This window comes from Enterococcus sp. DIV2453a (genome assembly GCF_050533535.1).
Classification (GTDB): domain Bacteria; phylum Bacillota; class Bacilli; order Lactobacillales; family Enterococcaceae; genus Enterococcus; species Enterococcus faecalis.
This window is the reverse complement of record NZ_CP172899.1, coordinates 377,074-403,771: the sequence shown is the minus strand read 5'-3', so window position 1 is coordinate 403,771 and position 26,698 is coordinate 377,074. Positions and strand designations below refer to the sequence as shown.

The 26,698-nt window shown below is 38.0% G+C and carries 29 protein-coding genes; 9 read left to right on the top strand and 20 right to left on the bottom strand.

Annotated elements, in window-relative coordinates:
• Positions 1–68: 68 nt before the first annotated feature.
• Both IGK03_RS02035 and IGK03_RS02030 read right to left on the bottom strand, forming a co-directional pair.
• Positions 69–803, bottom strand: a complete 735-nt coding sequence (locus IGK03_RS02035; protein ID WP_049095970.1) for a pseudouridine synthase — start codon at positions 801–803, stop codon at positions 69–71.
• 108 nt (positions 804–911) lie between these two features.
• Positions 912–2,561 carry a putative polysaccharide biosynthesis protein gene (locus tag IGK03_RS02030; RefSeq protein WP_002364837.1) on the bottom strand — a complete coding sequence of 550 codons (1,650 nt, stop codon included), beginning with the start codon at positions 2,559–2,561 and terminating at the stop codon, positions 912–914.
• 203 nt (positions 2,562–2,764) lie between these two features.
• On the opposite strand from IGK03_RS02030, the gene IGK03_RS02025 reads away from it, so the two are divergent.
• The gene (locus IGK03_RS02025) at positions 2,765–4,291 is read left to right on the top strand and encodes a UDP-N-acetylmuramoyl-L-alanyl-D-glutamate--L-lysine ligase (protein WP_010775579.1); all 1,527 of its coding nucleotides are present in this window, start codon (positions 2,765–2,767) and stop codon (positions 4,289–4,291) included.
• A 67-nt stretch (positions 4,292–4,358) separates the two neighbouring features.
• Here IGK03_RS02025 and IGK03_RS02020 read toward each other — a convergent pair whose 3' ends face one another.
• Positions 4,359–4,931 (bottom strand): alpha/beta hydrolase, encoded by a 573-nt coding sequence (locus tag IGK03_RS02020; protein WP_002358653.1) that lies wholly within the window; start codon positions 4,929–4,931, stop codon positions 4,359–4,361.
• A 30-nt stretch (positions 4,932–4,961) separates the two neighbouring features.
• Between IGK03_RS02020 and IGK03_RS02015 the strand changes: the two genes are divergently transcribed.
• Together IGK03_RS02015 and IGK03_RS02010 are read left to right on the top strand one after the other, a co-directional pair.
• Positions 4,962–5,936 (top strand): ring-cleaving dioxygenase, encoded by a 975-nt coding sequence (locus IGK03_RS02015; RefSeq protein ID WP_002358652.1) that lies wholly within the window; start codon positions 4,962–4,964, stop codon positions 5,934–5,936.
• A gap of 112 nt (positions 5,937–6,048) precedes the next feature.
• Positions 6,049–6,222 carry a hypothetical protein gene (locus IGK03_RS02010; RefSeq protein WP_002355495.1) on the top strand — a complete coding sequence of 58 codons (174 nt, stop codon included), beginning with the start codon at positions 6,049–6,051 and terminating at the stop codon, positions 6,220–6,222.
• Positions 6,223–6,296: 74 nt separating this feature from the next.
• Here IGK03_RS02010 and IGK03_RS02005 read toward each other — a convergent pair whose 3' ends face one another.
• From IGK03_RS02005 to IGK03_RS01995, 3 genes are all read right to left on the bottom strand, one after another.
• Complete coding sequence (locus IGK03_RS02005) at positions 6,297–6,767, bottom strand: C-GCAxxG-C-C family protein (protein WP_002384891.1); 471 nt, start codon at positions 6,765–6,767, stop codon at positions 6,297–6,299.
• A gap of 52 nt (positions 6,768–6,819) precedes the next feature.
• Entirely contained in the window at positions 6,820–7,548 is a 729-nt protein-coding gene (locus tag IGK03_RS02000; protein ID WP_010826373.1) for a YebC/PmpR family DNA-binding transcriptional regulator, read from the bottom strand.
• 129 nt (positions 7,549–7,677) lie between these two features.
• Positions 7,678–8,187, bottom strand: a complete 510-nt coding sequence (locus IGK03_RS01995) for a VanZ family protein (protein WP_002366143.1) — start codon at positions 8,185–8,187, stop codon at positions 7,678–7,680.
• Between the two features lie 127 nt (positions 8,188–8,314).
• Here IGK03_RS01995 and IGK03_RS01990 point away from each other — a divergent pair, with 127 nt between their 5' ends.
• On the top strand, positions 8,315–10,141 hold the full coding sequence (locus tag IGK03_RS01990; protein ID WP_172616619.1) for a M3 family oligoendopeptidase: 1,827 nt from the start codon (positions 8,315–8,317) through the stop codon (positions 10,139–10,141).
• 24 nt (positions 10,142–10,165) lie between these two features.
• Here IGK03_RS01990 and IGK03_RS01985 read toward each other — a convergent pair whose 3' ends face one another.
• The 8 genes from IGK03_RS01985 to IGK03_RS01950 all read right to left on the bottom strand — a co-directional run bounded on the left by IGK03_RS01985 (position 10,166) and on the right by IGK03_RS01950 (position 17,604).
• A complete protein-coding gene (locus IGK03_RS01985) occupies positions 10,166–11,506 on the bottom strand; it encodes an MATE family efflux transporter (protein WP_025193926.1) in 1,341 nt (446 codons plus the stop codon).
• A gap of 174 nt (positions 11,507–11,680) precedes the next feature.
• Positions 11,681–12,331 carry a uracil-DNA glycosylase gene (locus tag IGK03_RS01980; protein WP_033625570.1) on the bottom strand — a complete coding sequence of 217 codons (651 nt, stop codon included), beginning with the start codon at positions 12,329–12,331 and terminating at the stop codon, positions 11,681–11,683.
• A gap of 87 nt (positions 12,332–12,418) precedes the next feature.
• Positions 12,419–13,819: a M24 family metallopeptidase gene (locus IGK03_RS01975; RefSeq protein ID WP_016617064.1), complete on the bottom strand. Its 1,401-nt coding sequence runs from the start codon at positions 13,817–13,819 to the stop codon at positions 12,419–12,421.
• A 12-nt stretch (positions 13,820–13,831) separates the two neighbouring features.
• Complete coding sequence (locus IGK03_RS01970) at positions 13,832–14,593, bottom strand: DeoR/GlpR family DNA-binding transcription regulator (protein ID WP_010777401.1); 762 nt, start codon at positions 14,591–14,593, stop codon at positions 13,832–13,834.
• Positions 14,594–14,723: 130 nt separating this feature from the next.
• Complete coding sequence (locus tag IGK03_RS01965) at positions 14,724–15,569, bottom strand: VOC family protein (protein WP_002355476.1); 846 nt, start codon at positions 15,567–15,569, stop codon at positions 14,724–14,726.
• A gap of 42 nt (positions 15,570–15,611) precedes the next feature.
• The gene (locus tag IGK03_RS01960; protein ID WP_002355475.1) at positions 15,612–16,208 is read right to left on the bottom strand and encodes a nitroreductase family protein; all 597 of its coding nucleotides are present in this window, start codon (positions 16,206–16,208) and stop codon (positions 15,612–15,614) included.
• Positions 16,209–16,379: 171 nt separating this feature from the next.
• On the bottom strand, positions 16,380–17,315 hold the full coding sequence (locus tag IGK03_RS01955; RefSeq protein ID WP_430602431.1) for a LacI family DNA-binding transcriptional regulator: 936 nt from the start codon (positions 17,313–17,315) through the stop codon (positions 16,380–16,382).
• Between the two features lie 4 nt (positions 17,316–17,319).
• Positions 17,320–17,604, bottom strand: coding sequence for a hypothetical protein (locus tag IGK03_RS01950; RefSeq protein ID WP_002366136.1), 285 nt, complete (start codon positions 17,602–17,604; stop codon positions 17,320–17,322).
• A gap of 291 nt (positions 17,605–17,895) precedes the next feature.
• Here IGK03_RS01950 and IGK03_RS01945 point away from each other — a divergent pair, with 291 nt between their 5' ends.
• Both IGK03_RS01945 and IGK03_RS01940 read left to right on the top strand, forming a co-directional pair.
• Entirely contained in the window at positions 17,896–18,174 is a 279-nt protein-coding gene (locus IGK03_RS01945) for a hypothetical protein (protein WP_002409133.1), read from the top strand.
• A gap of 182 nt (positions 18,175–18,356) precedes the next feature.
• Positions 18,357–19,211, top strand: coding sequence for a M48 family metallopeptidase (locus tag IGK03_RS01940; protein WP_002382951.1), 855 nt, complete (start codon positions 18,357–18,359; stop codon positions 19,209–19,211).
• A 70-nt stretch (positions 19,212–19,281) separates the two neighbouring features.
• Here IGK03_RS01940 and IGK03_RS01935 read toward each other — a convergent pair whose 3' ends face one another.
• Positions 19,282–20,295, bottom strand: a complete 1,014-nt coding sequence (locus IGK03_RS01935; RefSeq protein WP_202334752.1) for a lipoate--protein ligase — start codon at positions 20,293–20,295, stop codon at positions 19,282–19,284.
• 187 nt (positions 20,296–20,482) lie between these two features.
• Positions 20,483–21,100: a nitroreductase family protein gene (locus tag IGK03_RS01930; protein ID WP_002355466.1), complete on the bottom strand. Its 618-nt coding sequence runs from the start codon at positions 21,098–21,100 to the stop codon at positions 20,483–20,485.
• Between the two features lie 111 nt (positions 21,101–21,211).
• Here IGK03_RS01930 and IGK03_RS01925 point away from each other — a divergent pair, with 111 nt between their 5' ends.
• On the top strand, positions 21,212–21,562 hold the full coding sequence (locus tag IGK03_RS01925) for a winged helix-turn-helix transcriptional regulator (RefSeq protein WP_002409129.1): 351 nt from the start codon (positions 21,212–21,214) through the stop codon (positions 21,560–21,562).
• A 152-nt stretch (positions 21,563–21,714) separates the two neighbouring features.
• On the opposite strand, the gene IGK03_RS01920 is transcribed toward IGK03_RS01925, so the two are convergent.
• The gene (locus IGK03_RS01920) at positions 21,715–22,674 is read right to left on the bottom strand and encodes a GDP-mannose 4,6-dehydratase (protein ID WP_033624811.1); all 960 of its coding nucleotides are present in this window, start codon (positions 22,672–22,674) and stop codon (positions 21,715–21,717) included.
• Between the two features lie 20 nt (positions 22,675–22,694).
• Positions 22,695–23,663 carry a TDT family transporter gene (locus tag IGK03_RS01915; protein WP_002355462.1) on the bottom strand — a complete coding sequence of 323 codons (969 nt, stop codon included), beginning with the start codon at positions 23,661–23,663 and terminating at the stop codon, positions 22,695–22,697.
• A gap of 141 nt (positions 23,664–23,804) precedes the next feature.
• On the opposite strand from IGK03_RS01915, the gene IGK03_RS01910 reads away from it, so the two are divergent.
• Complete coding sequence (locus tag IGK03_RS01910; protein ID WP_010713921.1) at positions 23,805–24,632, top strand: LysR family transcriptional regulator; 828 nt, start codon at positions 23,805–23,807, stop codon at positions 24,630–24,632.
• 46 nt (positions 24,633–24,678) lie between these two features.
• Here IGK03_RS01910 and IGK03_RS01905 read toward each other — a convergent pair whose 3' ends face one another.
• Both IGK03_RS01905 and IGK03_RS01900 read right to left on the bottom strand, forming a co-directional pair.
• The gene (locus tag IGK03_RS01905) at positions 24,679–25,089 is read right to left on the bottom strand and encodes a DUF4809 family protein (protein WP_002367972.1); all 411 of its coding nucleotides are present in this window, start codon (positions 25,087–25,089) and stop codon (positions 24,679–24,681) included.
• Between the two features lie 15 nt (positions 25,090–25,104).
• Positions 25,105–25,467 (bottom strand): DUF4809 family protein, encoded by a 363-nt coding sequence (locus tag IGK03_RS01900; RefSeq protein ID WP_002363122.1) that lies wholly within the window; start codon positions 25,465–25,467, stop codon positions 25,105–25,107.
• 167 nt (positions 25,468–25,634) lie between these two features.
• On the opposite strand from IGK03_RS01900, the gene IGK03_RS01895 reads away from it, so the two are divergent.
• A complete protein-coding gene (locus tag IGK03_RS01895) occupies positions 25,635–26,588 on the top strand; it encodes an L-lactate dehydrogenase (RefSeq protein ID WP_002358635.1) in 954 nt (317 codons plus the stop codon).
• The last annotated feature ends 110 nt before the right edge of the window (positions 26,589–26,698 follow it).

The window sequence follows — 26,698 nt, the reverse complement described above, 5'->3', positions numbered from 1 at the left end:
GAAACCCGACACTATTTTTCGAGAAATTTTTTATCTTTTCCGCAGAAAGGGCTGGGTTTTTGTTTATTTTAATTGAGGTATGATTGTTTAGGTTGTAGTTGTTGCAATTCGGCTTCTGTTAAGGGCCGATATTCCCCTAGTTCTAACGTTTCATCTAACCATAGTTCGCCCATTCGTAATCGTTTTAAATACGTCACAGGTTTGCCTACAGTGGCTAACATCCGTTTGACTTGATGGAATTTTCCCTCTTGAATCACTAAACGGACTACGGAAGTCCCTTCTTCCTCATTGATCGTCTCAATGACTAAGCGACTTGGTTTAACCATTTCTCCATCTTTCAAGGCAAATCCTTGCGCAAACAGTTGACAATCATCCGCTGTCACAAGTCCCTCAACTTCAGCTAAATATTCTTTATCCACATGCTTTTTGGGTGATAATAATTGATGCGCTAACTGACCATCATTTGTTAACAGAAGCAAGCCTTCAGTATCTTTATCCAAGCGACCAACTGGGAACAAGTCGGCACGGTAATCCTGATTAGTTAACAAGTCAATTACCGTTTCATCTCGCTGATCTTCTGTCGCAGAAATGACACCTTGTGGTTTATGCAACATGTAATAAAAGAATTTCTGATACGTAAGAATTTCTCCCATCAAGGCAATTTGATCTGTTTCTTCATTTACTTGTGTTTTGGCTTCTTTTACGACGTCACCATTCACCGTAACGACTTTTTTCTTTAACAATTGTTTGATTTCTTTACGACTACCGATACCAACATCGGCTAAAAATTTATCTAAACGCATCGTCATTCCTCTTTCCTTTAAAAAAATAGCTTGGGACATAAATCGAATCGATCGATGTCTCAAGCCTTGTCTCTTAAGAGAATCTGCTGAAAGTAGTTCAATCAGCTATTATTTAATATTGAATTTTGCACGTAATTTTGCGGCATTTTTCCCTAATAAACGATCAGCTAAGCGAATCTTCAAGACCGAATAGCCATAAAAAGCGCCTCCTGCAGCAGCCACAATTACAACGATAATGAAGGCTTGGAAACGTCTAGTTGGATCTAAAAATAGATACAAGAACTGACGGAAAATCAAAGCGATAATCATCATGATGACTGTAATACAGAACATTAACAATGTTCGCCGTAAGGTTAATTTGTAATTAAAACGTGTCACTTGACGAATTCTTCTTAGAATCAATACGCAAGAAACCGTAAAGCCAATCATCGTTGCTAATAACGGACCGTAAACTTCAAATAAACGGATTGCGGGGAATTGCACGATTAATTTCACTGCTAAACCAATTCCTAAATAACGCATTGCGTCACGATTTTCATACATCCCCATTAACATATTTGACACTAACATATACAAGCCCAAGAATAAACTAGCATAACAAGCTTGCACTAATAAAGAAGTGCCTAAAGCATCTGGCATGTAAAAAACAGTGTATAGTGGTTGCGCTAAAACAATCATACCAAACGTTGCTGGCAACATTACAAACACAAAAAGTTGTAAATTATTACTAATCAAACGCGCTAACTCACGGTGATTTTTTAAGGTGACCGCTTCTGTAATTAACGGTAATCCAGTAGCCGAAATCGAAGTCGCTAAAGCCACGACAATCATGGTTAATTTGTCCGGATTAGCATTAAAAATACCGAAAAGCTCTCGTAATTGGGTATCTGAATAATCCGTAAACAAACGCATAAAGTTTGAGAAAGTAAACTGATCGACAAGTTTAAAGACCGTCACTCCTGAGCCAACTACGATAAAAGGAATCGCCTCTTTAAAAGTTTCAATCAATAACTCTTTTGGGGCAATCTCATGTTCATTGGCGCTGTGTTCTTCTAAATAATCAAATAATGGTTTTTGTTTGTACATGTAATAACCTAAAACCGCAAAACTTGCGAGCATCCCAATAAATGCCGCAAAAGTGGCTTGAGTCACCGCCGTAACGTAATTACCTTCAAAGACTTTCATGATAATAAAAGCGGTTAATAACATGTAAAACACTCGTGCTACTTGTTCAACAATTTGTGATAAAGCAAAGGGCATCATTTCTTGATTTCCTTGGAAATAACCGCGAATGACACTCATGCTTGGGAAAACTAAAACGGCTAAACTTAATGAACGCATCGTTGGAACTAATTCAGGTCCTCCGCCAGACAAAGCTGCTAATGCCGGAGATGCCAAATACATCACAATAGCAAAAACCACACCTAAGCCACCCATTAGTTGTAAGGCACGATAAAAAAGCTGTCGACTAATTTTATATTCGTTCAATGAATTATAATGCGAGGTCTGCTTGGCAATCGCACCTGGAATTCCGGCGGTAGAGATCATTAGGAATAAGGCATAAATCGTATACCCCATTGAAAACAAACTGTTCGCTTCGTTTCCGTGCTCGCCCATCCAAGCGTACCAGGGGATGATGTAAATCGCCCCTAACATGCGGGAGATAATATTACTAGCTGTCATCCAAGCTGAGCCTTTGACCATTTTTTCTTGGTTCGTCAGGATTGGTTGATCAACTGAATTTGGTTGATTGATCATTTTGTCCTCCAATATTCTTTGAGTATGCTTTCTTTATTTTAATTGTTCATCTTGGGATATGCAACGACTTTCTCGAAGAATTATCCTATTTTAACATTTCTCATGGATTTTCTCACGCTAACGAGATGGTTTTTTTAAAAGAAAAATAATGCTATAATGACATCAGTTTTGAAATTTCGTTGAAACGTTTGGAGGCAAAAAAAGTGACGATTTCATTATTCGCAATTCGCGATTGCTTAGAAAAAGAAGATTTATTAAAAGAATTTATTTCACCAGAAGGCTGGCACTTGACCCTTTCCGACACGTTAGGTCAACGAGAAGTAACGGCTCTTTCTTACGATTCGAGAGACGTAACAGCAGAAACACTCTTTTTTTGTAAAGGATTAAACTTTAAAGAAATCTATTTAGAAAATGCTGTAAAAGACGGCCTGGAAATTTATGTTTCTGAGGTGCCTTATGAGGTTCCGGCGCAACTAGGAATTATCGTGACTGACATTAAAAAAGCAATGGCTGTGTTAAGCATGGCTTTTTATGATTATCCACAAAATAAATTAAAACTGATTGGCTTTACTGGAACCAAAGGTAAAACAACAGCGGCTTATTTCACCAAATATATTTTAGATGTTGCTACACAACAAAAAACAGCCTTGCTTTCTACCATGAATTCGACATTAGATGGCAAAACATTCTTTAAATCTGCCTTGACTACACCCGAATCTTTGGACTTGTATCGAATGATGGCAACCGCTGTTGCTAACGGGATGACTCATTTTATTATGGAAGTTTCTTCCCAAGCCTACAAAACTAATCGTGTCTACAAGTTATTTTTTGATGTCGGCATTTTTTTAAACATTACACCCGACCATATCAGTCCAATTGAACATCCAACCTTTGACGATTACTTTTATTGCAAACGTCAATTGATTACACATTCTAAAGTCATTGTGTTGAATCACGAAGCTGATTATTTTCCATTACTTAAAGAAACTGCACAACAGCAAAAAGTCCCAGCCATTGTCTATGGCAGTCAGCCGGCTCCAGAAGTTGACTATTCATTCGCTGTTTCTTCAGAGGATTCCTTACGTTTTATCGTTGAAAGTCCTGCAGATGCGTTAGGATTAGCCGGCTCTTATCACCTTCGTTTAGGTGGTGATTTTAACAAAGGTAATGCGTTAAGTGCGGCGATTGCTAGTGTCCTTGTGGGAGCTTCAAAAGAAGAGTGTCAACAAGGGATCGCAGCAACCACCGTCCCTGGCCGGATGGAATCTTTAACGAATACCAACGGTGCAACCGTCTATGTTGATTACGCTCATAACTATGACAGTTTGAAGAATCTTTTAACCTTTGTCCGTGAAGAACATCCTGACGGCCGCTTAATTGTTCTTGTCGGTAGCACAGGAGACAAAGCGATTTCTCGCCGTAAAGACTTTGGTACGGTTCTTTCTGAATTGGCTGATGTTGCAGTCCTAACAACCGATGACCCAGCCAGTGAAGATCCAGCAAAAATTTGCCAAGAAATTCAAGCCCATATTACCAAAGAAATGCCTGTTTACACCGTTTTAGATCGTGGCGAAGCAATTGCTCACGCATTATCTTTAAGCACAACGGCTGATGATGCGATTGTCTTAGCTGGTAAAGGTGCCGACCTTTATCAAAAAGTAAACGGCGTAGATGAACCTTACGCAGGAGACTTTGCCCTTGCGGAAGCTTTCATTAATAAAAAGAACTAAATCATTTAAACACACATGAAAAAAACAAGCTGCAACCACTTATCAGCAAAGGTTGCAGCTTGTTTTTTTAAAGAACTTCTTTTATTTTCGTTACTTCTTCTTCTGATAAGCCATGACCGCCATCCACTAGTAAAAAGTCGACTGGAAAATGTTTCTTTAATTGATTAGCTAAAGAAAGAACTTGTCCCGGAATACTCAACTCATCCTGAGCCCCTGTTGTGACAATCACTTTTGTCGCAAACTCACCAGATACATATTGATAGCCTAAATTGCTTGGATGCAGTAAAATAACAGTGTTAGCAATAGTCGGGTTCTTTTCTAACAGGCCTAAAATAAAATTGGCACCGTTAGAGTACCCTATAAAAATAACTTCATCGTATAACTTTTGCGGTTGCCAAACTTCTTCTAGAAACGCCGTCACTCGCTCATCAAAGTTAGCACGAGGTAAGGCTCCATTAACTAATGGCGCAAAAAAGCGTCGCTGTTCGCCTACACCTTCTGTCCCTAAGTAACTTAGAACACTCGCTTCTGGATAAAGGGTTGCGATGGTGGTTAATAATTGATATTCATTGCCACCAGTACCATGGAAAGCGACAACTAATTGATTAGGTTTCGACCCTTTTTGAAAAAATTGTTTCATTTAATAAACCTCCAAGAAAGGAATTTTACTATGTATGCACAAATTCATCACATCTCTATTTTAAATCGATTGATAAAGCCTACATTTGACTTCTATCATAATACACTGGGATTAAAATTACTAATGAAAACGATCAACCAAGATGACCACACCATGTATCACTTGTTTTTCTCAGATAATGAGCAACGAACAGGTACCGAATTAACTTTTTTTGAATTGAATGATGGCCAAGATCAATCCTTTGGGACAAATACAATTGAACGAACTATTTTAAAAGTACCAACGCGCGCCTCTTTGGATTTTTGGGCAGAACGTCTTGAGCAAGCGGGTATCTGCCACTATGGTGTGGAAACATTTAACCAACACCCAATTTTGCGTTTTGAAGCGCCCGATAATACGCAAATGGCGCTTGTTCCGTTACGTGAATTTGAAAATGCGGAAGATTATTTTCCAGCTGAGCATTCCGAAATTCCAGTAGAACATGCAATTTTAGGCATTGATGCAATTCAATTACGCGTCCAATATGCCGCAGCTACTAAACAACCTTTAGTGGATTATTTACATTGGCATGAAAAAGAAACAGTACCTTTTTTTGAAACTGCGCATGAAGTAACCGTTCTGGAAAATCATCATCCACAGTTTTATCAAGAGGTGCACATCATTGATGACCGTACCAATCCGCTTGCCATTGAAGGAATTGGTGGCGTTCATCACGTCGCCTTTGGGGTGGAAGATACGCAAGAATTAACGCAAGTTGATAGCCTGTTAGAGGAAAAGAATTTTACAAACTCAGGAATTAAAGACCGCGAATTTTTCAAATCATTGTATTTTAGAGAACCGAACCACTTGTTATTTGAAGTAGCCACACAAAAAGGCCTGCTAGATGCCGAAGCCTATGAAAATCAAAGTTCAAACTTTGATGAAATCCCCCTTTATTTGCCTCACTTTTTGGCAGATCAAAGAGAACGAATCGAAGCGATTTTAGCACAACAACGCCATGAGTAAACAAAAATAGCGGTTCTAACCGCTATTTTTGTTTTTTAATATCCTATTATTGCCCTTTTTTGAAAAAAAGGAGTACACTAATAGTAGATGAACTGCGCAAGGAGGTGAGTACATGTTATCTAAGGAAGAAGTTCTACACTTATTGAACGAAGCAAAAAAAGAAGTCGATCGTTTAGAAACAAACCGCCAAGAAGATTTAGGTAATTCAATCAACTATATTGAAAATGAATTACAGCTCCAACGTGTCTTATCTCAAGTGGAAGCTTATGAAAAAGTACTTGGTTAATTGATTACGCATTAAATGAGAGAGGAGCAACCAGATTCATTCACCTGAATCTGGTTGCTCCTCTCTCATTTTTACTAGACTAATTCGTAAGCAAGTTCTCGTGCAATAATTTTTGCGGTTGTTTCAGCAATTTCTCCAGTAAAGCCAATGCATTGTTCCATATGCTCAGGTGAACCCATCGTCATTTTACTTGTCAAAATACTGCAGCAAACCACTCGATGCTTTTGTCGAAAACTTTGATGCAATTCGTTGGCTAAAGCCATCGTTTTATTTACTTGTTCTCCTTTGGCTTCTGTCCGACCAAAAAAGTAGCCCAGACACATAACCCCGCCTGAAAGAGCACCACAAATACACTTCGCTCCTCCAACACCTACAGGAAACCCAGAAGCCATGGCCACAGCTTCAATGGGAATCTCCGCATCGAAGTGTTGCCGAATGGTCGCCACAATCGCTTCCGAGCAATAAAAATCACCGTTACGATAATAGGCTTCCGCTTCTTCCCTGATTGCTTGTAAACAAATTCTCTTTTTCAAAATGCCCTCCATTCTGTATCCGCTTTCATTTTATGAATAAAAGGACGCCAAGCATCCCTTTATTTTATAGATTTTCTGCAGAGGTAAATACTTCTGACACATCATCATCGTCTTCTAACTTGTCAACCAAACGCTCTAATTGCGCTTTTTGTTCATCGTTCAAGGTTAGTAAGGTTTGCGGAACCATTGTTAATTCAGCTTGTGCTAATGAATAACCTGCTTGTTCTAAAGCATCGCGAACCGCTGTAAAATCTTCTGGTGCTGTGTAAATTTCAAATACTTCTGGTGATGTTTCTAAATCCTCGCCGCCTGCTTCCAAAACAACTTCTAGCATGTCGTCTTCCTCAATTGCATGATCTTCTCTCTTAATGACAATATAGCCTTTACGATCAAACATATAATTCACCGAACCCGTTTCACCTAAAGAGCCACCATTTCGAGTAAACGCGACGCGAACATTGGTGGCCGTTCGGTTGCGGTTATCTGTTAGTGCATGAACTAAAATTGCCACGCCACCTGGCCCGTATCCTTCATAAGTTACCTCGTCATAATGTTCCCCTTCACCAGCACTACTGGCTTTTTTTATGGCGCGCGCAATATTATCATTGGGCATATTGGCTGACTTAGCTTTATCGACTGCTAAACGTAAAGCAGGATTCATTGTGGGGTCAGGGCCACCTGCTTTTGCCGCCATATAGATTTCCCTTGAAACTTTTTGGAAAATTTTCCCACGTTTGGCATCTTGTGCATTTTTACGCCCTTGAATGTTGCTCCATTTGCTGTGTCCTGACATCCTTGATTCCTCCTGACTTTTCGTTACTATTCTCCTTTATTCTACTCTTCTTTTCAGTTAGGAACAAGCGCTACAAAAAAAGACCCTCGCTTATCCACCTTTCTGACGAATAAACGAAGCTCTTCTAAATTAGCGTCTTCTTTTTTTATTTTTCTTCAAACCATGAACCACCAAACAAATAACGATGGCTGTCAAAGCACCCATGGCATCCAACATAACATCTTGAAAAAGAGGGGTCCTTCCGCCTGTGATCATTTGATGAAATTCATCTAAACCTGCATAGCCAGTAGCAGCTAGCCAGGAAACAACAGCTGTTAAAAACAGACCTTTGATTCTTGGTACTAATCCAATAAACCAACTACCACCTAATAGAAAATACGTACCAAAATGGGCTCCCTTACGAATAAAAAATTCAACAAATTTACTATAACCACTAGCTTGAATGCTCACTTCACTGCCAGCATATTGAAAAGAAATATTTTTTAATTGTTCTTCAAAAGGATGACTGCTCAGAAGTTTATCTAAAAGACCAACTTGTGATTGCTGTTCATATGTCTGTGATGAACTGAAAAATAAAATGGCCATAATAACAAACGCAATGACTAAATATAAATTACTATCTTTCAAATAATTTTTCATATAATCCTCTTTTCTTGGTTTCAAGTTGCCCCGTGCCTGCCACGGAAAATTCTTTTTTATTATAGTCGGTTTCGAGGGAAAAAGAAACAACTTCTCTTAGGTCTTATGATATACTGAAAAGAAAAAAATGAAAGAAGGATTGGATATGACCTATTCTATTACATGGGATTTAGACAGTATTTTCCCCAATGGGAGCGAGTCCAAAGAACTTAGCCAACGAATGACTCAATTAACCGAACAAACAAAAGAGTACCATCAATTAATCACAGAATGGACACCAGAAAGTGCCCAAGGCAAAGAACAATTTGCTGAAATCTTAACGTTACAAGGGAAAATCTCAAATGGCTTTTCACAATGTAATAGTTATTTAACTGCTTTAATTTCTGCTAATACTAATGACACCAAGGCCAAAATTTTATCAGGCGATTTATACAATCTTTTGCCAGCGATTCAATTAGCTGAAACCATTTTTACTAAAAAAATCACCGAGATTTCAGCAGAACATTGGCAAGCCCTGTTAGCCGAAGAACCGTTCAAAACAATGGCTTTTCGCTTAAATGAATTACGCCGTGATGGAAAAAAACTGCTTTCCGAACAAGAAGAAAATATCATCAATACGCTTTCTCTAGATGGGTTAAATGCTTGGAGTACACATTACGATACGATTGTTGCTTCCATCGTGATTCCTTTTGAAGAAAAAGATGGCTCTGTGACAGAACTATCTGCAGGCCAAGCCTTTAACCGCATGATGGGAGATCCTGACAAAGAGGTTCGTCAACGTTTGTTTACAGCCTGGGAGAAAGCTTGGAGTGGCAAAGCTTCAATTTTAGCAGACACCCTAAATCACTTAGATGGGTTCCGTTTATCTGATTACAAATTGCATGGCACTACAGATTATTTAGAAAATCCCTTAAACTATAATCGAATGAGTCAAGAAACATTAACGGTTATGTGGGAAACCATCCAAAAAAATAAACAACCATTCGTCGACTTTCTAACGCGCAAAGCGCAATTATTCGGCAAAGAAAAAATGGATTGGCAAGACCAAGATGCGCCAATTATTTTAGGTGATTTAGAAGAAAAAACGTATTCCTTTGATCAAGCCGCTGCCTTTATTTTAGAAAATTTCCGTAAATTCAGTCCGAAAATGGCCGATTTTGCCCAAATGGCTTTTGAAAAAAGTTGGATTGAAGCTGAAGATCGTCCAGGCAAACGTCCTGGGGGTTATTGTACAGAATTACCTGAAACACAAGAGTCGCGGATTTTCATGACCTTTGGCAATTCAATCAACGAAGTAGCTACTTTAGCCCATGAATTAGGTCACGCTTTCCATAGTAGCGTGATGTGGGATTTACCTTCATTGAATCGAGAGTATGCCATGAACGTAGCAGAAACAGCTAGTACCTTTGCAGAATTGATTGTTGCTGACGCTACCTTAAAAGAGGCCAAATCAGACGTTGAAAAGATTAACCTTTTAGACACAAAAATGCAAAATGCCATTGCCATGTTTATGAACATTCATGCACGTTTTATCTTTGAAAATAATTTTTATCAAGCGCGCCAAAAAGGTTTAGTAGCGGAAGAAGATATTACTGAATTAATGTTAGCGGCGCAAAAAGAAAGCTACAAAGATAGTCTTGGCAGTTATCATCCTCATTTCTGGGCGAGCAAATTGCACTTCTTTATTGATGATGTGCCTTTCTATAATTTCCCATATACTTTTGGCTATCTATTCAGCATGGGTATCTATGCGTATGCCAATCAACAAGGCAGCTCTTTTGAAGACCAATACATTGCGTTATTAAGAGACACTGCTTCGATGACAAGCGAAGAATTAGCGAAAAAACATTTAAATGTTGACTTAACAAAACCTGATTTCTGGCAAGCCGGCATTGATCAAGTCCTAAAAGATGTGGAACAATTCATGACTTTAACTGAAAACTATGTAAACTAAGCAAAAAAGAAGCAGTAACCAACATCAGGTTACTGTTTCTCTTTTTTTCAAATAGTTTCGATACGCAAGGTAGCCCACAAGCATTAGTCCAAACGTAACAAATTCAACCACAGGCATGGCTAACCAAACACCGGTTAATCCTAGTAATTTCACCAAAATAAATAAAACTGGCACAATTAAAAAGAACCCACGCAAAGAGGAAATCATTAGCGCCATTTTCGGTTTACGAACTGCCGAAAAGTAATAAATCCCCATAAAATTCAATCCTGTAAACAAGAAGGAAATCGCATATAAGCGGATGGCTGTCCTAGCAATTTGCGCCAACTGGTCGTTCCCTTCGCTATTAAAGACCTCAATAATTTGTCCCGTAAACACTTGACTGATTAAAAAGAACAGGAAGCCGGCGACCAAGTACGTAATAAAGCTAAGTTTAACAAATTTACGCAACACCTTCGTTTCCCCTAAACCATAGTATCGGCTGAGTAATGGTTGCGCCCCTTGCCCAATCCCTGTAAAAATGGCAATCACAATAATATTGAGATTGGCAACAATCGCATAAGCTGAAATCGCCACATGACCAACTAAGTTTAACAAAACAATATTAAATAAAAACATGACAAAGGCCGAAGAAAATTCATTTAAAAAGGAAGAAAAACCAATCGACATAATTTCTCGAACATCCTGAAATTTCACTTTAAACTTTTCAAAACGTAAAACTCGTTGCGGCGACCACTTATGCAACGTAATCAGGATTAAGCTTGTTAACGGTGACATCACCGTTGCAATGGCCGCGCCTGCCATGCCCCACCCAAATTGATAAATAAAGACATAATCCAAAATAATATTGACAATTCCCCCACTGACAAAAGCAATCGTTGCCAAACGAGGATTATGGTCATTTCTTAAAAAAGTAATCAGGCAATTGTTTAAAATAAATAATAATGAACAGCTAAGGTAAATCATATAATATTCCTTTGCCAAACCAAACAAGACACCGGTCCCCTGAAGTCCCCGAATAATTTGATCGGAAAAAATCAAGCTCACTAAAGTAAAGAGACTCCCTATAACGAAAACTAACCCAATCGTTAAACTAAAATACTGATTGGCTTTTTTGATTTCTTTTTGCGCAACCGTGGTCGAAAATAACGTAGCGCCGCCAACCCCAAACATCCAACCTAATCCATTAATAATATTAACGAGTGGTAAGACAATGTTAAGCCCCGCCAACGCCTCGGTGCCAATCCCATTTGCAATGAAAAATGTGTCCGCCAAAATAAAAATTGATTGCGCCGCCATACTTAAAATTCCTAACAGAACATTTTTATAAAACAACGCAGTAAAATGGTTTTGCTGTGTTTGCTCCATACCCAAATCTCCTTCTAACAAAAAAAGGACTCATTCTTTTTGCTTCAAGGCTTACGCAAAAATCAGAATCCTTCAATTATTCAACCCAGCGATTAAATAATCTGTCTATTTATTGATACTTCTAGGGTAGCATTCTCTCTTCGAAAAAACAACCATCCTTCTATTTTTCTCATTTTAAACTTTCTTAAGCAGTTGCAGTTGTTTTTGAACCACTTGCCAATCTTCTTTCACGACTTCTTTTAAACGATAATTATAAAAGACAGCCGCTGGATGGAAGAGTGGAATGATTTGATAGGTTTTCTGCGTCCAATGATAGTTTTGGGATTGCTCATCAAATGTTTGAATGGGCGACTGAATGACCGTTCCGTGCACTGCAGTGATTGTTGGCTTTGGTCCTAAAAGTCGTTGCAACCCAATATTCCCCAGTGTCAAAATTAGTTCAGGTTGGCAAACAGCGATTTCCCAATCAAGCAAAGGCGCAAAAATTTTGATTTCTTCTTTGGTGGGCGTTCGATTAGGAAACTTGGTTACTCTTTCTCCCGTTTTTGCAATCTGTTTTGTTTTTACAGAAAAAGGCCGACTCCTAACCGCACTGGTGATATACACCGTTTCACGACTTAAGCCAACTTGTTGTAATTGTTCCATCAACAATTGACCTGAACGCCCTATAAATGGTACGTTTTCTTTAATTTCTTCTTTTCCAGGGGCTTCCCCAATCAACATCACTTTTGGCTGTTGCGGACCTTGCCCTTCCACAAAACCTTCTAATGGTAAGACTTTCGCTTTAGCTAAAACTGCTTGTTTCAGATGTTCAGGATAGTGCATTTACCATCACGCCTCTCTTCTGGTATTCTTCCTTCGCTATATTGATTATAAATAAGGCCCAAAAGAAACTCAAAAAAAGGAGCCTATTCATTTAAGCGCTGGTTTTTCTACACACAAAGCTTTGTCTTTAGCTAAATAAAAAGGCCGTAAGTAACCAACTAAATTAGACATTGGTAAAACCTCCGTTGGTAAGTCAATCTTCAATGTCTCCTTTAAATAGGCTTTGCGTGTCGTAATCCGTTGCCACATGTCTGGATAAGTTTGCTGAATCTCTTTTTGCAGTGTTTCATCAGCCAAAGCCACACATTCTTCTGCACTCACCCCTGTATAACCAGGTACAGAAGGAATAATATCCACTTGAAAGAGCATGCCACTTTCCAAGCGAATGGCTGAATCTGGATAAATAGGCGACGACATCCATTCATCATCCGAAACTAAATGCCCAGGATTCAAATGCCAGTGATAGCTTTCTTTTGGTAACTGTTCTTCAATCGCTTGGTACATTTCTCGCCCTAACAGTCCGATTCGAATGGTTTCAAGCCAGTGAACGACAGCTTGAAAATAGGGTTTTGCTACGCGTTCTAAATAATCACGTTGCGCTTCTGGCAATTGCTGCTCGTTTTCAATAACAAAACCTGTTCGGCTAGACAAGCCGCCTTTGTAACCTGTAGTTAATGATAAGGCATCACCTAACTGAATTTCTTTGGCAGTCGGATACATGTTTGCATATTCAAAACGTTGTCCAGTTGCCGCAATGGTTACTACCGTCGGCGTTTGACCTTCATCATTTAACAAAGCCCCAATGTCCGTTTCACGCTGTCCTACTTCAATTGCATTTAAGGCCTTTAACATACTGCGAGAAGCCAAATTCGCCCCATATTCATAGTGCGCCAATTCGTTGGCATTATTTGTTGTGCGGGCCCCCTTTGCTCCAATCAATAAGTGGGTCCCATTTAGTAAACGAGCTTCTTTCGGCAGCGCTTTTTTCAGTGCTTCGACAATAAAATGTGGCACATCAAACATAGTAGCAGGTTCTTGCTGTTGTGTCGTAAACATTTTCCACCCAACGATACCTATTTTTTGAGCAGTTTCATCGAGAAGCGTTTCAAAAATCTGCGACAACTTTTGTTCTCCAGCCATTGGTTGATTAGGTAGCGAAAAAGCTGGATAATGAATTAAATCGGCTGAGATGCGGGCATGTTGGCACAGTTTTAAATTTTCATTACCTAAAATAAGTGTCGCCGCACCATCCTTATTTAACACGAGGAGTCCTTCTTCAAACCTCGGAATAAAGCCAGTTAAGTATTCAAAATTACTGCCATGCTCTTTGTCTGCATAGAAGACCAATTGATCGAATTTTTCTGTTTCCATTCGTTGTAATACTTTCTGCTTACGCGCCATCATCGTTTCATTCGTCAAATACGTTGGAAAAACATTCTCAAAAACAGTAGGTTCAGCAATATGTGTATAATTAATTTTTCGCTTCATTATTATCCTCCATTATTCATCTGCGACAATCAACGTTACGCCTGCTTGCGCTAACTGCTCACAGAATTTTTCATCAGGTCGTGTATCTGTCACTAAACAATCAATTTCTGTTAATTCGCAAATTTTAAATAAACCCGTTTTGTTTAATTTCGTTTGGTCGGCTAAGGCAATGACTTGTTTGCCTTGTTGAATCATTCGCCGTTTGACTTGACCTTCTTCTTCTGTGTGAATAAATAATCCTTGTTCAGATAACGCAAACACACCTAATAATGTATAGTCAGGGGCAAATTCCCCAACCTTAGCGACTGTTTCTGCCCCAAACAAAAAGAGTTGTTGTTTATGCAGTTGCCCAGGTAATACTGTAATTTTTGTCTGATCCATTTGCGCTAGAAGTAGCGCATGACTGAGAGAGTTCGTGATCGCGTGAATCGGACTATTTTCCATCGCTCGAATAGCTGCTTCCACCGTGGTTGATGAATCAAAAAAAATGGACGCTTGTTTGGGAATATTTGCCCAAACTTTTTGGGCAATCGCTTGTTTTTTCTCTGGGTGCTTCATTATTCGTTGAGCATAATCATAAATAGTTGCTTCAGACTGCACTGAGATAGCGCCACCGTGCGTTCTCTTTAAATGTCCTTCCTTTTCTAAACGAATTAAATCTCGCCGAATAGTATCTTTTGAAACGGAGACTTGCTCCGCTAACGCTTCCATGGAAATACTTTTTTGTTTATTCACTATTTTTTGAATCTTGGCTAAACGTTCTTCAATCAACATGCTTCCTCACCTCTTCTAAGTAAAGATAGCATCTTTTGCATTATTTTGCAAACAAATGCAAAATAATGCAAAAAAAAGACAAAAAAACTAGTCCTTCATTTTCTAACGAAGGGCTAGTTTGAGAGTGGTTTTAATAGGTAAATTGAATAATCATGCCGCTAGGATCTTCTAACGCAAGTAAATGATCTTTGGCAATAAAATGTAACTTTGCTTCTTCCGCATTGGCTTGGACGATCTCTAAATCTGCCGCAGTTGGTAAACGGAAGGTGTAATTTTCTAAGCCAAATTGATTTTCTTGAATTGTTGGCAGCTGTTTGCCGCTCCATGTATTTGTCCCAATATGATGATGGTACTGACCCGCTGCAAAAAACTTCGCTTGTTGACCAAAGTTAGACTTTAAGCCAAACCCTAAGTTTTTATAGAACGTTTCAGTGGTATCTAAATCGGCCACTTTCAAATGAATGTGCCCAATTTTAGAACCTTCGGAAATTCCTAGCCAGTGACCGTCAGCTTCTGCAGCTAAACTATCACCGTCTAATTCTTCTGTCACACCGATAATTTCACCATTTGGACGAATATCCCAGACTTCTTCTGGTTTATCCCAATAAATTTCGATGCCATTATTTTCTGGATCACTTAAGTAAAGGGCTTCACTATAGCCATGATCTGCTGCGCCAATTTGCACATTTTCCTGCAAAAGCCACAGCAACATATTGCCTAAATCTTTGCGGGTTGGTAGCAGGAAAGCAATATGGTACAAGCCAGTGGTACCCTGATTTTCTTCCCCAGCTGTTAGTTCTTTTAAGACAAGAATTGCATCGTTGGTGCCTTGTGGCGCTAGCCAAGCACGTCCCTCTCCTTGTTTTAAAAGTTTTAAGCCAATTGTTTTCGTATAAAAGTTTACCATTTTATCTAAATCAGCCACTTTCAAAGTGACTTGTTGAATCCCAATATTACTTGGTAATGCTTGAACCATTTGCTTTCACTCCTTTCCTCTTCGTTTTACTAAAGCAATGATTTAGTTGAATTCTTTAAAACGAGCACTATCTTCCATGTATTCTTTTTCGCCAGCTGGCGCTTCAATGGAACCAATGACCATTTGTGCACGCAAATTCCAGTTTGCAGGAATTGACCATTCTGCAGCAACCGCTTCGTCAATGACTGGGTTGTAGTGTTGTAAGTTTGCGCCAATATTTTCTTGCGCTAAGGCAGTCCAAACGTTCGCTTGTGTTAAACCAGTTGCTTGTTCAGACCAAACAGGGAAGTTATCCGCATATAATGGGAAGCTATCTTGTAAGTTTTTCACGATATCTGTATCTTCAAAGAATAAAATTGTACCCGCACCAGCTGCAAAACCTTGTAATTTAGCTTGTGTGTTTGGAAATGCTTCTGCTGGAGTTAATGGTTTTAAGGCATCTTCAGTCATTGCCCATAATTTTTTGTGAGCATCGCCGAATAAGAACACCACGCGTTGTGTTTGAGAGTTAAAAGCTGTTGGACTTTCTCTAACAACTTCTTTTACTAAAGCAGTTACTTCTTCTTTTGAAATTGGTAAGTTTTCTCCTAAAGCATAGATTGAACGACGGTTTTTCATCATTTCAGTAAATTTTGACATAATATGTTCATCCTTTCGAATTTCCTCAGTAAATTCATTTAATTTTGTTTACATGCTTACTATACTACCTTACTAAAAGTAAGTAAAGCTTTTTGTCTTACTTTTTGTAAGTTTTTTTATTTTTTAGCGAAAAACCTTATTCTACCAAAGAAAAAAACAACCAGCTTTTTTCTAAGAAAAAGAAAAATCTGGTTGTCGATTAATAAATGTAGAAGTCAATTGAATCGTTTTCGGCCGTTTTTCTTGAAATAAATGTGTGGCTTTTTCCCCTAATTCCATTAATGGATGACAGATTGTTGAAAAATTTAAAATTTCACTTAATAAAGTTTGTTCCTGTCCCACTAAAAAGAGTGGTCTTTCAATAACGGCTTGAATCCCTGCGGCAATTTCATCACCGTTGGTCACAACCGCTTGGAGCGTTGGATCTTGCCCACAGTGACGTCCTACTTCACACCCATCTTCATAGGTTAAACAGTCCTTAAATAACCGATTTTCAGGAATCGCTCCATAAATTTCCTGATATGCGTCAACTAAATAGCGTGCGCTTGTACTTTTTTCTGGTGCACGGTTAATCGTAATTGCCACTTCACTACATCCTTGTTGTTTCAACGCTTGGAAGACCCGCCGATAAACGGTTAAACGATCGATATAGATACTAGCATAACTAGGGTCTTCTATTTTTTCACAAAAAACAACTTGCTCTTTATACGGAGCAAACACACTTAAAGGATTTGCCTTTGACAAAACAATTATGCCATCAAACGCACCCGTGGCCATTTTTTCCAAGTAACTTTTTTCAACTTCTTTATCATAATCCGTTGGTAATAAACTGACCATCATCCCTTGTTGAAATGCTTGGTGGATAATCCCACTTAAAATAGCATCAAAATAAGGTTGATTCGTATAAGGAACCATGACACCTAATGTATTACTTTTCCCAAAGCTAAGATTTCTCGCTAATATATTGGGCTTATAGCCCAACTCATCGATAATTGCTTGGATTTTCAGTCGTTTTTCTTCAGAAACATAAGGATGATGATTAATCACACGCGAAACAGTCGTAACTGAAGATCCTGAAAGGCGCGCAATTTCTCGAATTGTTGTCATACTTTCACCTCATTACTTTACAAAATTGAGTTAAATAAGGCACAATCCCTGTTCCGTAATCAACAAAACGATAAAAGGTCTCCTGCCAAGCAAAAGAAATTTCCTGAATATCCTCCTGCTGTGTCAAGTGCCACTCCGTTATCTGATGGTACGGAATTTCTTGATGCCAAATCTTATAGTATTTTTTGGGACTATTTAACTGCAGACTTTTGGCCGTCGTAGTCACCGAGACAAAATAGTAATCCATACCAAGTCTATCGCTTATCTCCACTATAACATTCATTTTCATGCCCTCCAATATTTTGATACACATAGCTTACCTTATGAAACGCGTACCAGAGCAAGAGGAAAAATAAAAAAAAGTGAGACCATGTTATACTAGATGTATCATATAAAAGCAAAGGATGAGTGCAATGGAAACTGTTACAGTAGCAACAAAAAGCGACTTACTAACGAATTTGAACAAGCAAACTCTTTTATAACTTTTAAGATAATCAGCTGAACAAAAGTAGCTCCTTCGGAAATAAGCTGAAATTCCTCGAAAGTCAAAAAGCAACTTTCAAAAATTTCTTCTTATTTCTTGGAGCTAAACACTTTTGTCTCAGCCTCGAGGGCACTTGCACAAGAAATTTACCACTTAAAAAAACAACAATTAACCGAAACGGAAGAAATTGGCTTTTTAGTGGGCAGCCAAGGTGCTGGCTCATTTTTAACCTATTTAATCGAGAAGTTATCCTATATAAATTCGGAGCTATCGCCAGAAGAACAAAAAATTGAACATGCGATTTTGCGTTTGTATGTTATTAAAAAATTAACTCCAGAAACTACTTTATTACGTCTAAAACAGTTAGATTATTAAAATTTTATTTAATCAAGATAGACCAATTCCCCGCGTACAACGAGTCCCTTTCATTAATCACTTGATATAATTACCTTTATTCAAGTTCCTACCATTGTCATTATCGATTAACCAATGGTATATTAGAAGTAACAGATAAGTCATTTTATTTGAAAAAGTGTTTGGGAAATGTTTGGGGAGGAATGTTTATGTGTCAACCGCAGGAAAAAAAGAAAGAAATTTCTGTTGCTAAGTTACGTTATCGTTTTGAAGTACCAATGATTATCATTGGTTTTGTTTTATTGTTTTTCGCATTGGGGTTAGTTGCCTTATTAATATTGAGTGATTTGCCGATTCCTGACTGGTTATTAATTGTCTTAATTGCGCCAATTGCGCCAGTCATTGCTTTTTTTACCATTCGTTATATGTACATGGACACTGCTTCTAACGGAGTGGAAATTACAGAAAATCAGTTACCAGAAATTTATTCCTTGTATATTGATTTGGCAAAAGAAATGGGCTTTGGCACTAAAAAATTAAGGATGCCACGTCTTTATTTAATCAACGGGAATGGTGTCTTAAACGCTTTTGCGGCAAAATGCTCTTTACACAGACGCTATGTTGTCATTCACAGTGATTTGTTGGATATCGCGTACAATACAGGCGATTTTTCGCTGATTCGCTTTATTTTGGCACACGAGCTAGGACACCATAAATGTGGACACACTAATTTATGGCGGCTAATGTTATCCATTATTTTGAAACCAGTTGCGTTAGATAAAAGTTTTACAAGAACGCAAGAATATACCGCTGATCGCGCAGGTTTATACTACGCCGAAGAAGGTGCTTTAAGCATGATTTATTTATTTTCAGGAAAATACATGGGCAGTCGTGTGGATTTAGAAGAATACTTTCACAGTATTGATTTACATGATGATACCATCTGGCTTAAATTGAGTAACTTCTTATCCGATCATCCTGTTGGCTTTCGTCGAATGCAAACATTGAAAAAAGCCAAAGATACTGGCAATTGGGACGTTCATGGGAAATTTTTCTAGCAAGAGCCAACTATCATTAAATAAACGTGCTGGGACAAAAGATTCTTTAACTTTTGTCCCAGCACGTTTATTAATCCACCAATAAATGAACAAATTCTTCTTTGGTGATATTTACAAAGTAGTCTTCAAAGTTAAACGCTGCTAATGCTTGCCAAATTGATGAATACTGATAGTCCACACCTAATAAAGCCGCAACGATTTCCGCTGTTTCTTTTTTGGCAAAGTAATCACCATAAATCGTTAACTCAATTATTTTACCTTTTTCAACAGTCAAACGTGCATCCACAATGCCGCCTTTAAACTTTTCTTCTTTTTTGATCGTAAATTTAGGCGCTTCACCAAAAACCCAAGCTTCATTGCCATACACTTCAGCGACCAATTTCCTAATTTCCTGCTGATCTGCTTTGGTTAGGGCATATTCTTTCTCCGCGATTTCAGTTAGAGATTCGACATCAAAGAGCTCCATCAGTAAACGATTGCGAAATTCCTCAATGGTTAATTGTTGATATTTTTCGTCTAAGTACGGCCGTAAATTGGTTACGCGTCCCCGAACAGATTTTGTCCCTTTTGATTCAATTTTTTTCTTAGAAACAGTTAAGACACGTTGAACTTCTGCCAAATCAACATCATACATCAAGGTACCATGAGTATACATCTTCCCCTTTTTTGTATACATGGCATTGCCAGAAAATTTTTTCCCATCAATTAATAAATCATTGCGACCGCTAATCTCGGCCCCCGTTGCGCCCATTTTATGTAATGCTTCAATAATTGGTTTAGTGAACGCTTTAAAATCCCCAAAAGCTTGATGTCCTTCCTGAACAACAAAACTAAAGCTGACATTCCCGAGATCATCATAAACAGCACCACCGCCCGATAAACGGCGAGTAATAACGATTCCCTTCTCTCTAGCATAAGCTAAGTCAATTTCTTCATAAGCATTTTGATTTCGGCCTAAAATAACACAGGGTTCCTGAATATAAAACAATACTAAGGGCTCTTCAAAAGAGAGAGTGTTTAATAGATAATCTTCCGTTGCTAAATTTTCACGAATATCTCGTGACTGCATTATGACATAACGCATAAGGTCGCCCCACTTCTTTTTCTTCTAGTGTATCACTTTCTTTCAAAATTGGTTCACTAAACGTCTTCTCTGGCCATTCTCAAAAGCGGATGATCAACAAAAAAACGAACGTGGGACAACAATCACTTTGGATGTTTGTTCCACGCTCAAAATCTAATAAACAGCAATTACAGAACTGTTTAGCTTTTTAGTCTAACCAAGTTACTACTTCTGAAACATCTCGTCGGACTGTTTCAAAGCCGGGTGTTTGAGCTTTGCCAATCGGAATAATCAGTCCGTTCACTAAATGATCCTCAATATTAAATAACTTGCGAACAGCTTCTGTTTCAAAACCAGACATCGCCACAGTATCATAGCCTCGATCTTTTGCAGAAAGCATCAGCTGCATCGCAACTAAGCCTTGGTCTAACATTAGCCACTCTCTTTTTTGTTCTTCGCTAACATCATAGTACCAAGAAACATTTTCATTAATTCCTTGACGAATTTCTTCCGTCATCGTTCCTTGTGCGACAGCTTTAGCACTGATTTCATCTGCATTGGCCACTGTATAAGCAGTCAAATCACCTAATAAAATAATCACCGCCGCTGCCCCTTTAACTGCTGGTTGTTGCATCGAAACTTCGTAAAGGGCCTCTTTTTGTTCTTTTTCTGTGACAATTAAAAAACGCCATGAATTTAAATTGGTACTATTTGGCGCGAACATCGCTTCCTCAATTATGGCCATTAATTCCTCTTTAGGAATCTCAACATCTGGCATAAAATCCCGAACTGAGCGGCGGCTGCGAACAACATCTTGATACATCATATTTCTTCTTCCTTCCTCTTGCCTTACTTGACATAGTTATTATTACTCACTATGATGGAGAAAAAAAGTACGCACTTTTTATTCACCTAGGAAGAAAAAAGTAACCATTACGTGTCACAAGGAGAAACTATGACCACTGATAAACAAACCAGTATCAACTTAGCCCTTTCCACCATTAACGGCAAATGGAAATTATCATTAATGGATGAATTATTCCAAGGAACCAAGCGCAACGGTGAATTGATGCGTGCGCTCGACGGAATCACTCAGCGCGTCCTGACAGATCGCTTGAGAGAAATGGAAAAAGATGGCCTAGTCCATCGAGAATCCTTTAACGAACTACCCCCGCGTGTGGAATATACGCTCACTCCGGAAGGATATGCTCTTTACGATGCCCTCTCTTCACTTTGCCATTGGGGCGAAACATTTGCACAAAAAAGAGGTCGGGACAGAAGTGTTTAACTCCGAGAAATAAGAAGGAATTTCCGAAAATTGTTCTATAATTTTTGGAGAATTTCGGCTTATTTCCGAAGGAGTTGCTTCTGTTCCCGCCGTTTATCAATTTTTAAGCCTGGGACAAAAATCCAAAGTGATTTTTGTCCCAGGCTCTTTTTTTATCTATTTTGGGTATTATGGGTAAACTTAAGATATTTTTGAAGTCCTTCTTGAATTGAATAAACGGGTGAAAAACCTAAGCCTTTCAAAGCAGAACTATCTGAAAGAGAATATTTTATATCGCCATCTCGTTCCTTTTGATAAGAAACTGGCAAAGAAAGTCCCACTAATTGGTTCATTTCTTCAATTAATTGATTAAGGGAAATGGCAACTTCGGTACCCACATTATAAACGTGTCCCAACGCTTCACTTTTGGTTGCTACTAAATCTAATGCAGTTAGGACATCCTCAATGTAGATAAAGTCACGTGTTTGCTGACCATCTCCAAATATTTGAAATTGGCTCGCTTGCCCTTGTTCTAACTGGATATAACGATCCATCAAAATGGACAGGACACCAGAATAGGGTGAAGAAGGATTTTGATTGGGACCATAGACGTTAAAGAAGCGAACTGCGCTCGTGGGTACCCCGTGTAAATGGTATTCATTGAGAACATAACGTTCAGCAGCAAACTTATCAATAGCATAGGGACTCAAAGGGCAAATCACCGAAGTTTCTCTTTTAGGCAACGTTGGCTCTGCACCGTAAACGGCTGCCGACGAAGCAAAAACAAAACGTTTGAGCTCTTTTTGATATTTTTTTATTGATTCCAATATTTTCAATACACTTAAAAAATTGACCTCGTGGGTCTCTAGAGGCTGTGCCACAGAACTTGCCACGCTTGCCACGGCCGCAAGATGAAAGATATACTCAAACGAATGCTTTGAAAGTACTTCGTCCAATAATTGCTGATCCGTCACACTTCCTTTAATAAAAACCAACTGCTCAGTTTGTTGCAAATTTGACACTCGCCCCATGGACAAATCATCAATCACAAAAACTTGATACTGTTGACTATAAAAATTAGCCAAATTAGAACCAATAAAGCCAGCTCCTCCAGTAATTAATAGTTTCTTCACCTCTTTGCTTCCTCTCTTTTTTAATTTAATTCCACTTTTTTCGTGTTATTTTCTCTTTGGAATAAAAAAATGCAATATCGAATGAACACATAACTTACAATAGCCACAGCTAATAAAAGTTCAAAAGTAGACAAAATATTTAGCAGACTCGTTAGGCCTACCTTTTCTGCAAATAAAGGTTTAACTTTGACTAATGCTGTCGCAGAAATCACTAATGGGAATGTAAAGGCAGCATAACTTGGATAGAATGTCACTTGCATAATTTTATATAGATTCACAACTACAATCCCATAAATACATTGAGATAAAATTAGCAAGAAAACAACTAATGGCATATACAAATGACCACCCATTGAAATATAGCCAGCTAAACATAACGAACCTGGCGCTGTCATAATCGTCAATAAAGGAATGGTCGATTCAGGCATTTCTTTCGACTTCGTAATTCTCTTGATTAAAATTGGTAACAAGAGTAAATAAAAGAACAACGCTACCCAAAAAACAATTTTTCCCAACTCATTGATAAACAATTGAGAAGTATTAGGAATAACGCCAATGCCGACAAACGTAATAAACCAGCTTGGATAAATATGTTCCAGTTCGATTTTTGTTGGAAAAATATGCACCGCTACAAAATAAATCATTAAAATAAAATGTAAAATCACTGCGCCAATCCACAACACATTAATCCAAGCAGCATTGGTAAATATCCGATCTAAGAAAACACAGATAACCATTAAAGCCATTGTAAATGTTGGTGATACCGAAGCAATAATTGGATCATCTAAGGTGCTTAATGCATGTTTCATTGTAAAAATAATTTTTAAAATAACTAAAATCATTAAGAGACTGCCAAGTACACAATAAATGGTCCCAATTGTTGCATATCCCAAGGAATAAAGTAAATTCCCCAAAGAAACCATCCCTAAAATTAGTCCGCAAATGGGAATCGGGACTTTCCGCAAGAATTTTTTCGCACTTTCTACCATTATGTAGTCACACTCCGTCTTTATTTATTATTATTGATATTAATCAAAAGTATGTTATTATACTAAATGAAATATTTATATTTGTAAAATAAATATTTGCAATACCAACTATTAAGATAGTAAATAGAAAGAGGCGATTTTATGTTCGAATGGATCAAAACATTTATTGCTGTGTATGAAACCAAAAATTTTAGTGCGGCGGCCAAACAATTGTATATTTCTCAGCCAACTGTTTCTTTGCAAATCAAGAAATTAGAGCAACACTTTTCGATCAAGCTGTTCTATCGTAATGGAAAACAATCGGTTATTCCTACCAAAGAAGCTGATTTTTTATATCCAAAAATGCTCTCGATTATTGAAAGCTTAACTACTTCTTTTGCGCAAGCTGCAGAAAAAGAGAATTTTAAAGAAGACTGCATTATAGCCTCTTCAAATACAGTTGCTATTTATTTATTGCCAGATATTATGGAGAGTTTGGTTACCGCTTTTCCACTCATCAACTTTTCGATTCAACTGATGAATTCAAACGAAGTCGTGGATATGGTTCAAAATAATCATGCCCACATTGGGCTAATTGAAAAACCCATTGAAACCAAAAATCTACACAAAGAAATTGTTTATGAAGACCAACTAGTTCTAGCAGGAGATGCCGCTTCAAAATTTTGGCTCTTAAGAGAAAAGAACTCTGGCTTACGTTTTTTCAATGAGCTTTATCTCAACGAACACAGCATCAACTTACCAATTATCGAATTAAACAACAACGAAGTCCTGTTACAATTGCTAAAAAATAACATTGGGCAATCAATTGTTTCTCGATTATCTATTTCCGATGAGATCCCTTGTCAACCAATTGATCAGTCCTTTGCTTCTCGAAAAATTTTCATTGTCCAGACCGATCACCATGCCAATACTTCCTTCTCTGAAGTTTATAACCGAATCGTTGAAAAAATTCGTGAACGACAAGCCTAAAAAACAGGAGAACGACTTAGCTTTCGCTAAATCGTTTTCCTGTTTTTTATTTATCAGTTTCCTCTACCAATTCAAATTCAAAAGGTTCTAACTCAAATAGTTGGTGTAAAATTTGCTGGGTTTCTTGGAACACTTGTTGTGGCTCTTTACACAAAAGAGTGCTTTGAATGGTCTGTTTTTTTGATTGAAAAAGAATTCTCGTTTCCTCTTCCTTAAATACAACTTGATGAGTTTCCCTTTCAAACATCGTATATTCTTCGAACATTTCCATAACTAATTTTTGACGAAACCCTTCTTTGAGTGCTAATAAAGTTACTAAATCTGCAACCGTTAGCGTTTCTAACGCAATTGTTTCATCTTCTACATGAACAAGATAATTCGTACACTTCACATTCGGACAGGCATTGCAGCCGCCATTAATCAAGTCTGAGGTAGTTGTTATTTTCACCTGTTTCATCTTAATCCTTCTTTCCTACTTTTCGAGAAAAACACAAGGGGTCTCCTCAAAAATATTCAATAAAATATGATTAACTTCTTGAAAGACTTCTTCGTGATTCCGGCATTGTTTTTCCATTACTAAACGCAGATCATTCACAACAAAAGTCAACGTCGTCGCTTGTTGGGAAACATGTATACAACGGTTGCCTTTAACAAAACATTCTGTTTGTTCTTCAATGAATGGTTCTTTTTGATAGCCATATGCTGAAGCGACACATTCCAGGATTTCGTAGATTTCTATTTTTGGAAGTTCATAGCTACAGCTACCGATAACTAGTTGAAAACGGTTCGGCTGTTTTTCATTATTGCTTGCATAATACACTGTTGTCGTTGTCATTTTGCCTCCTTATCTCCTCTATTTTCCTACTCTTATCATAACAAAAAAAGCACGCTTCCCTTATTTAAATTGTTAATAAAGACTATTACAGATTGGTATAACCACACCTAAAAAGTTCGTGATATAATTCACTAAGAAAGAAATATTACAGAAAGAAGAGATGAACGATGAAAGTATTTAACAAAAAAGTCGCAATTATTGGTACTGGTTTTGTTGGCACAAGTATTGCCTATTCCATGATCAACCAAGGGATTGCGAATGAATTAATCTTAGTTGATATTGACAAAGCCAAATCTGAAGGCGAAGCAATTGACTTATTAGATGGTGTGTCTTGGGGTCAAGAAAATGTAAACGTCTGGGCTGGCGACTATCAAGACTGCCAAGATGCCGATATCGTCGTGATTACAGCTGGCGCTAATCAAAAACCTGGGCAAAGTCGTCTAGATTTGGTTTCAATCAATGCAGAAATTATGAAAACAATTGTTAACAATATCATGAAATCTGGTTTTGATGGAATTTTAGTGATTGCCTCAAATCCTGTCGATGTACTGACTTATGTGGCTTGGCAAGCTTCTGGTTTACCTGTTTCAAGAGTAATTGGAACTGGTACAACTTTGGACACAACTCGTTTCCGCAAAGAACTGTCTCAACGTTTAGCGATTGATCCACGCAATGTTCACGGCTATATTATTGGCGAACACGGGGATTCTGAAGTGGCTGTCTGGTCTCATACCATGATTGGAACAAAACCTATTTTAGAAATTGTGGATACGACAGAGCGCTTAACTAGTGACGATTTACCAATCATTTCTGATAAAGTGAAAAATACAGCTTATGAAATTATCGATCGCAAACAAGCGACCTATTATGGGATTGGTATGAGTACTGCACGCATTGTTAAAGCCATTTTAAATAATGAACAAGCTATTTTACCTGTCTCAGCTTACTTAGATGGGCAATATGGGCAACAAGATGTATTTACAGGGATTCCTGCAGTCGTTGGCAATCAAGGTGTGACTGACATTATTGAATTGAATCTGAATGCCGCTGAAAAAGAACTCTTCCAAAAATCAGTGACACAATTAAAACAAGTGATGGCATCGTTACAACCGAACGCTTAGTAATTTTTAACTAAAAATAATACTTCAACTAAATTATTCTCTACCAAAATAGATTCTAATTCCCCTTTATCGTTCTTTTTGGTACCATGAAAGAAGAACTTCAACTAAAG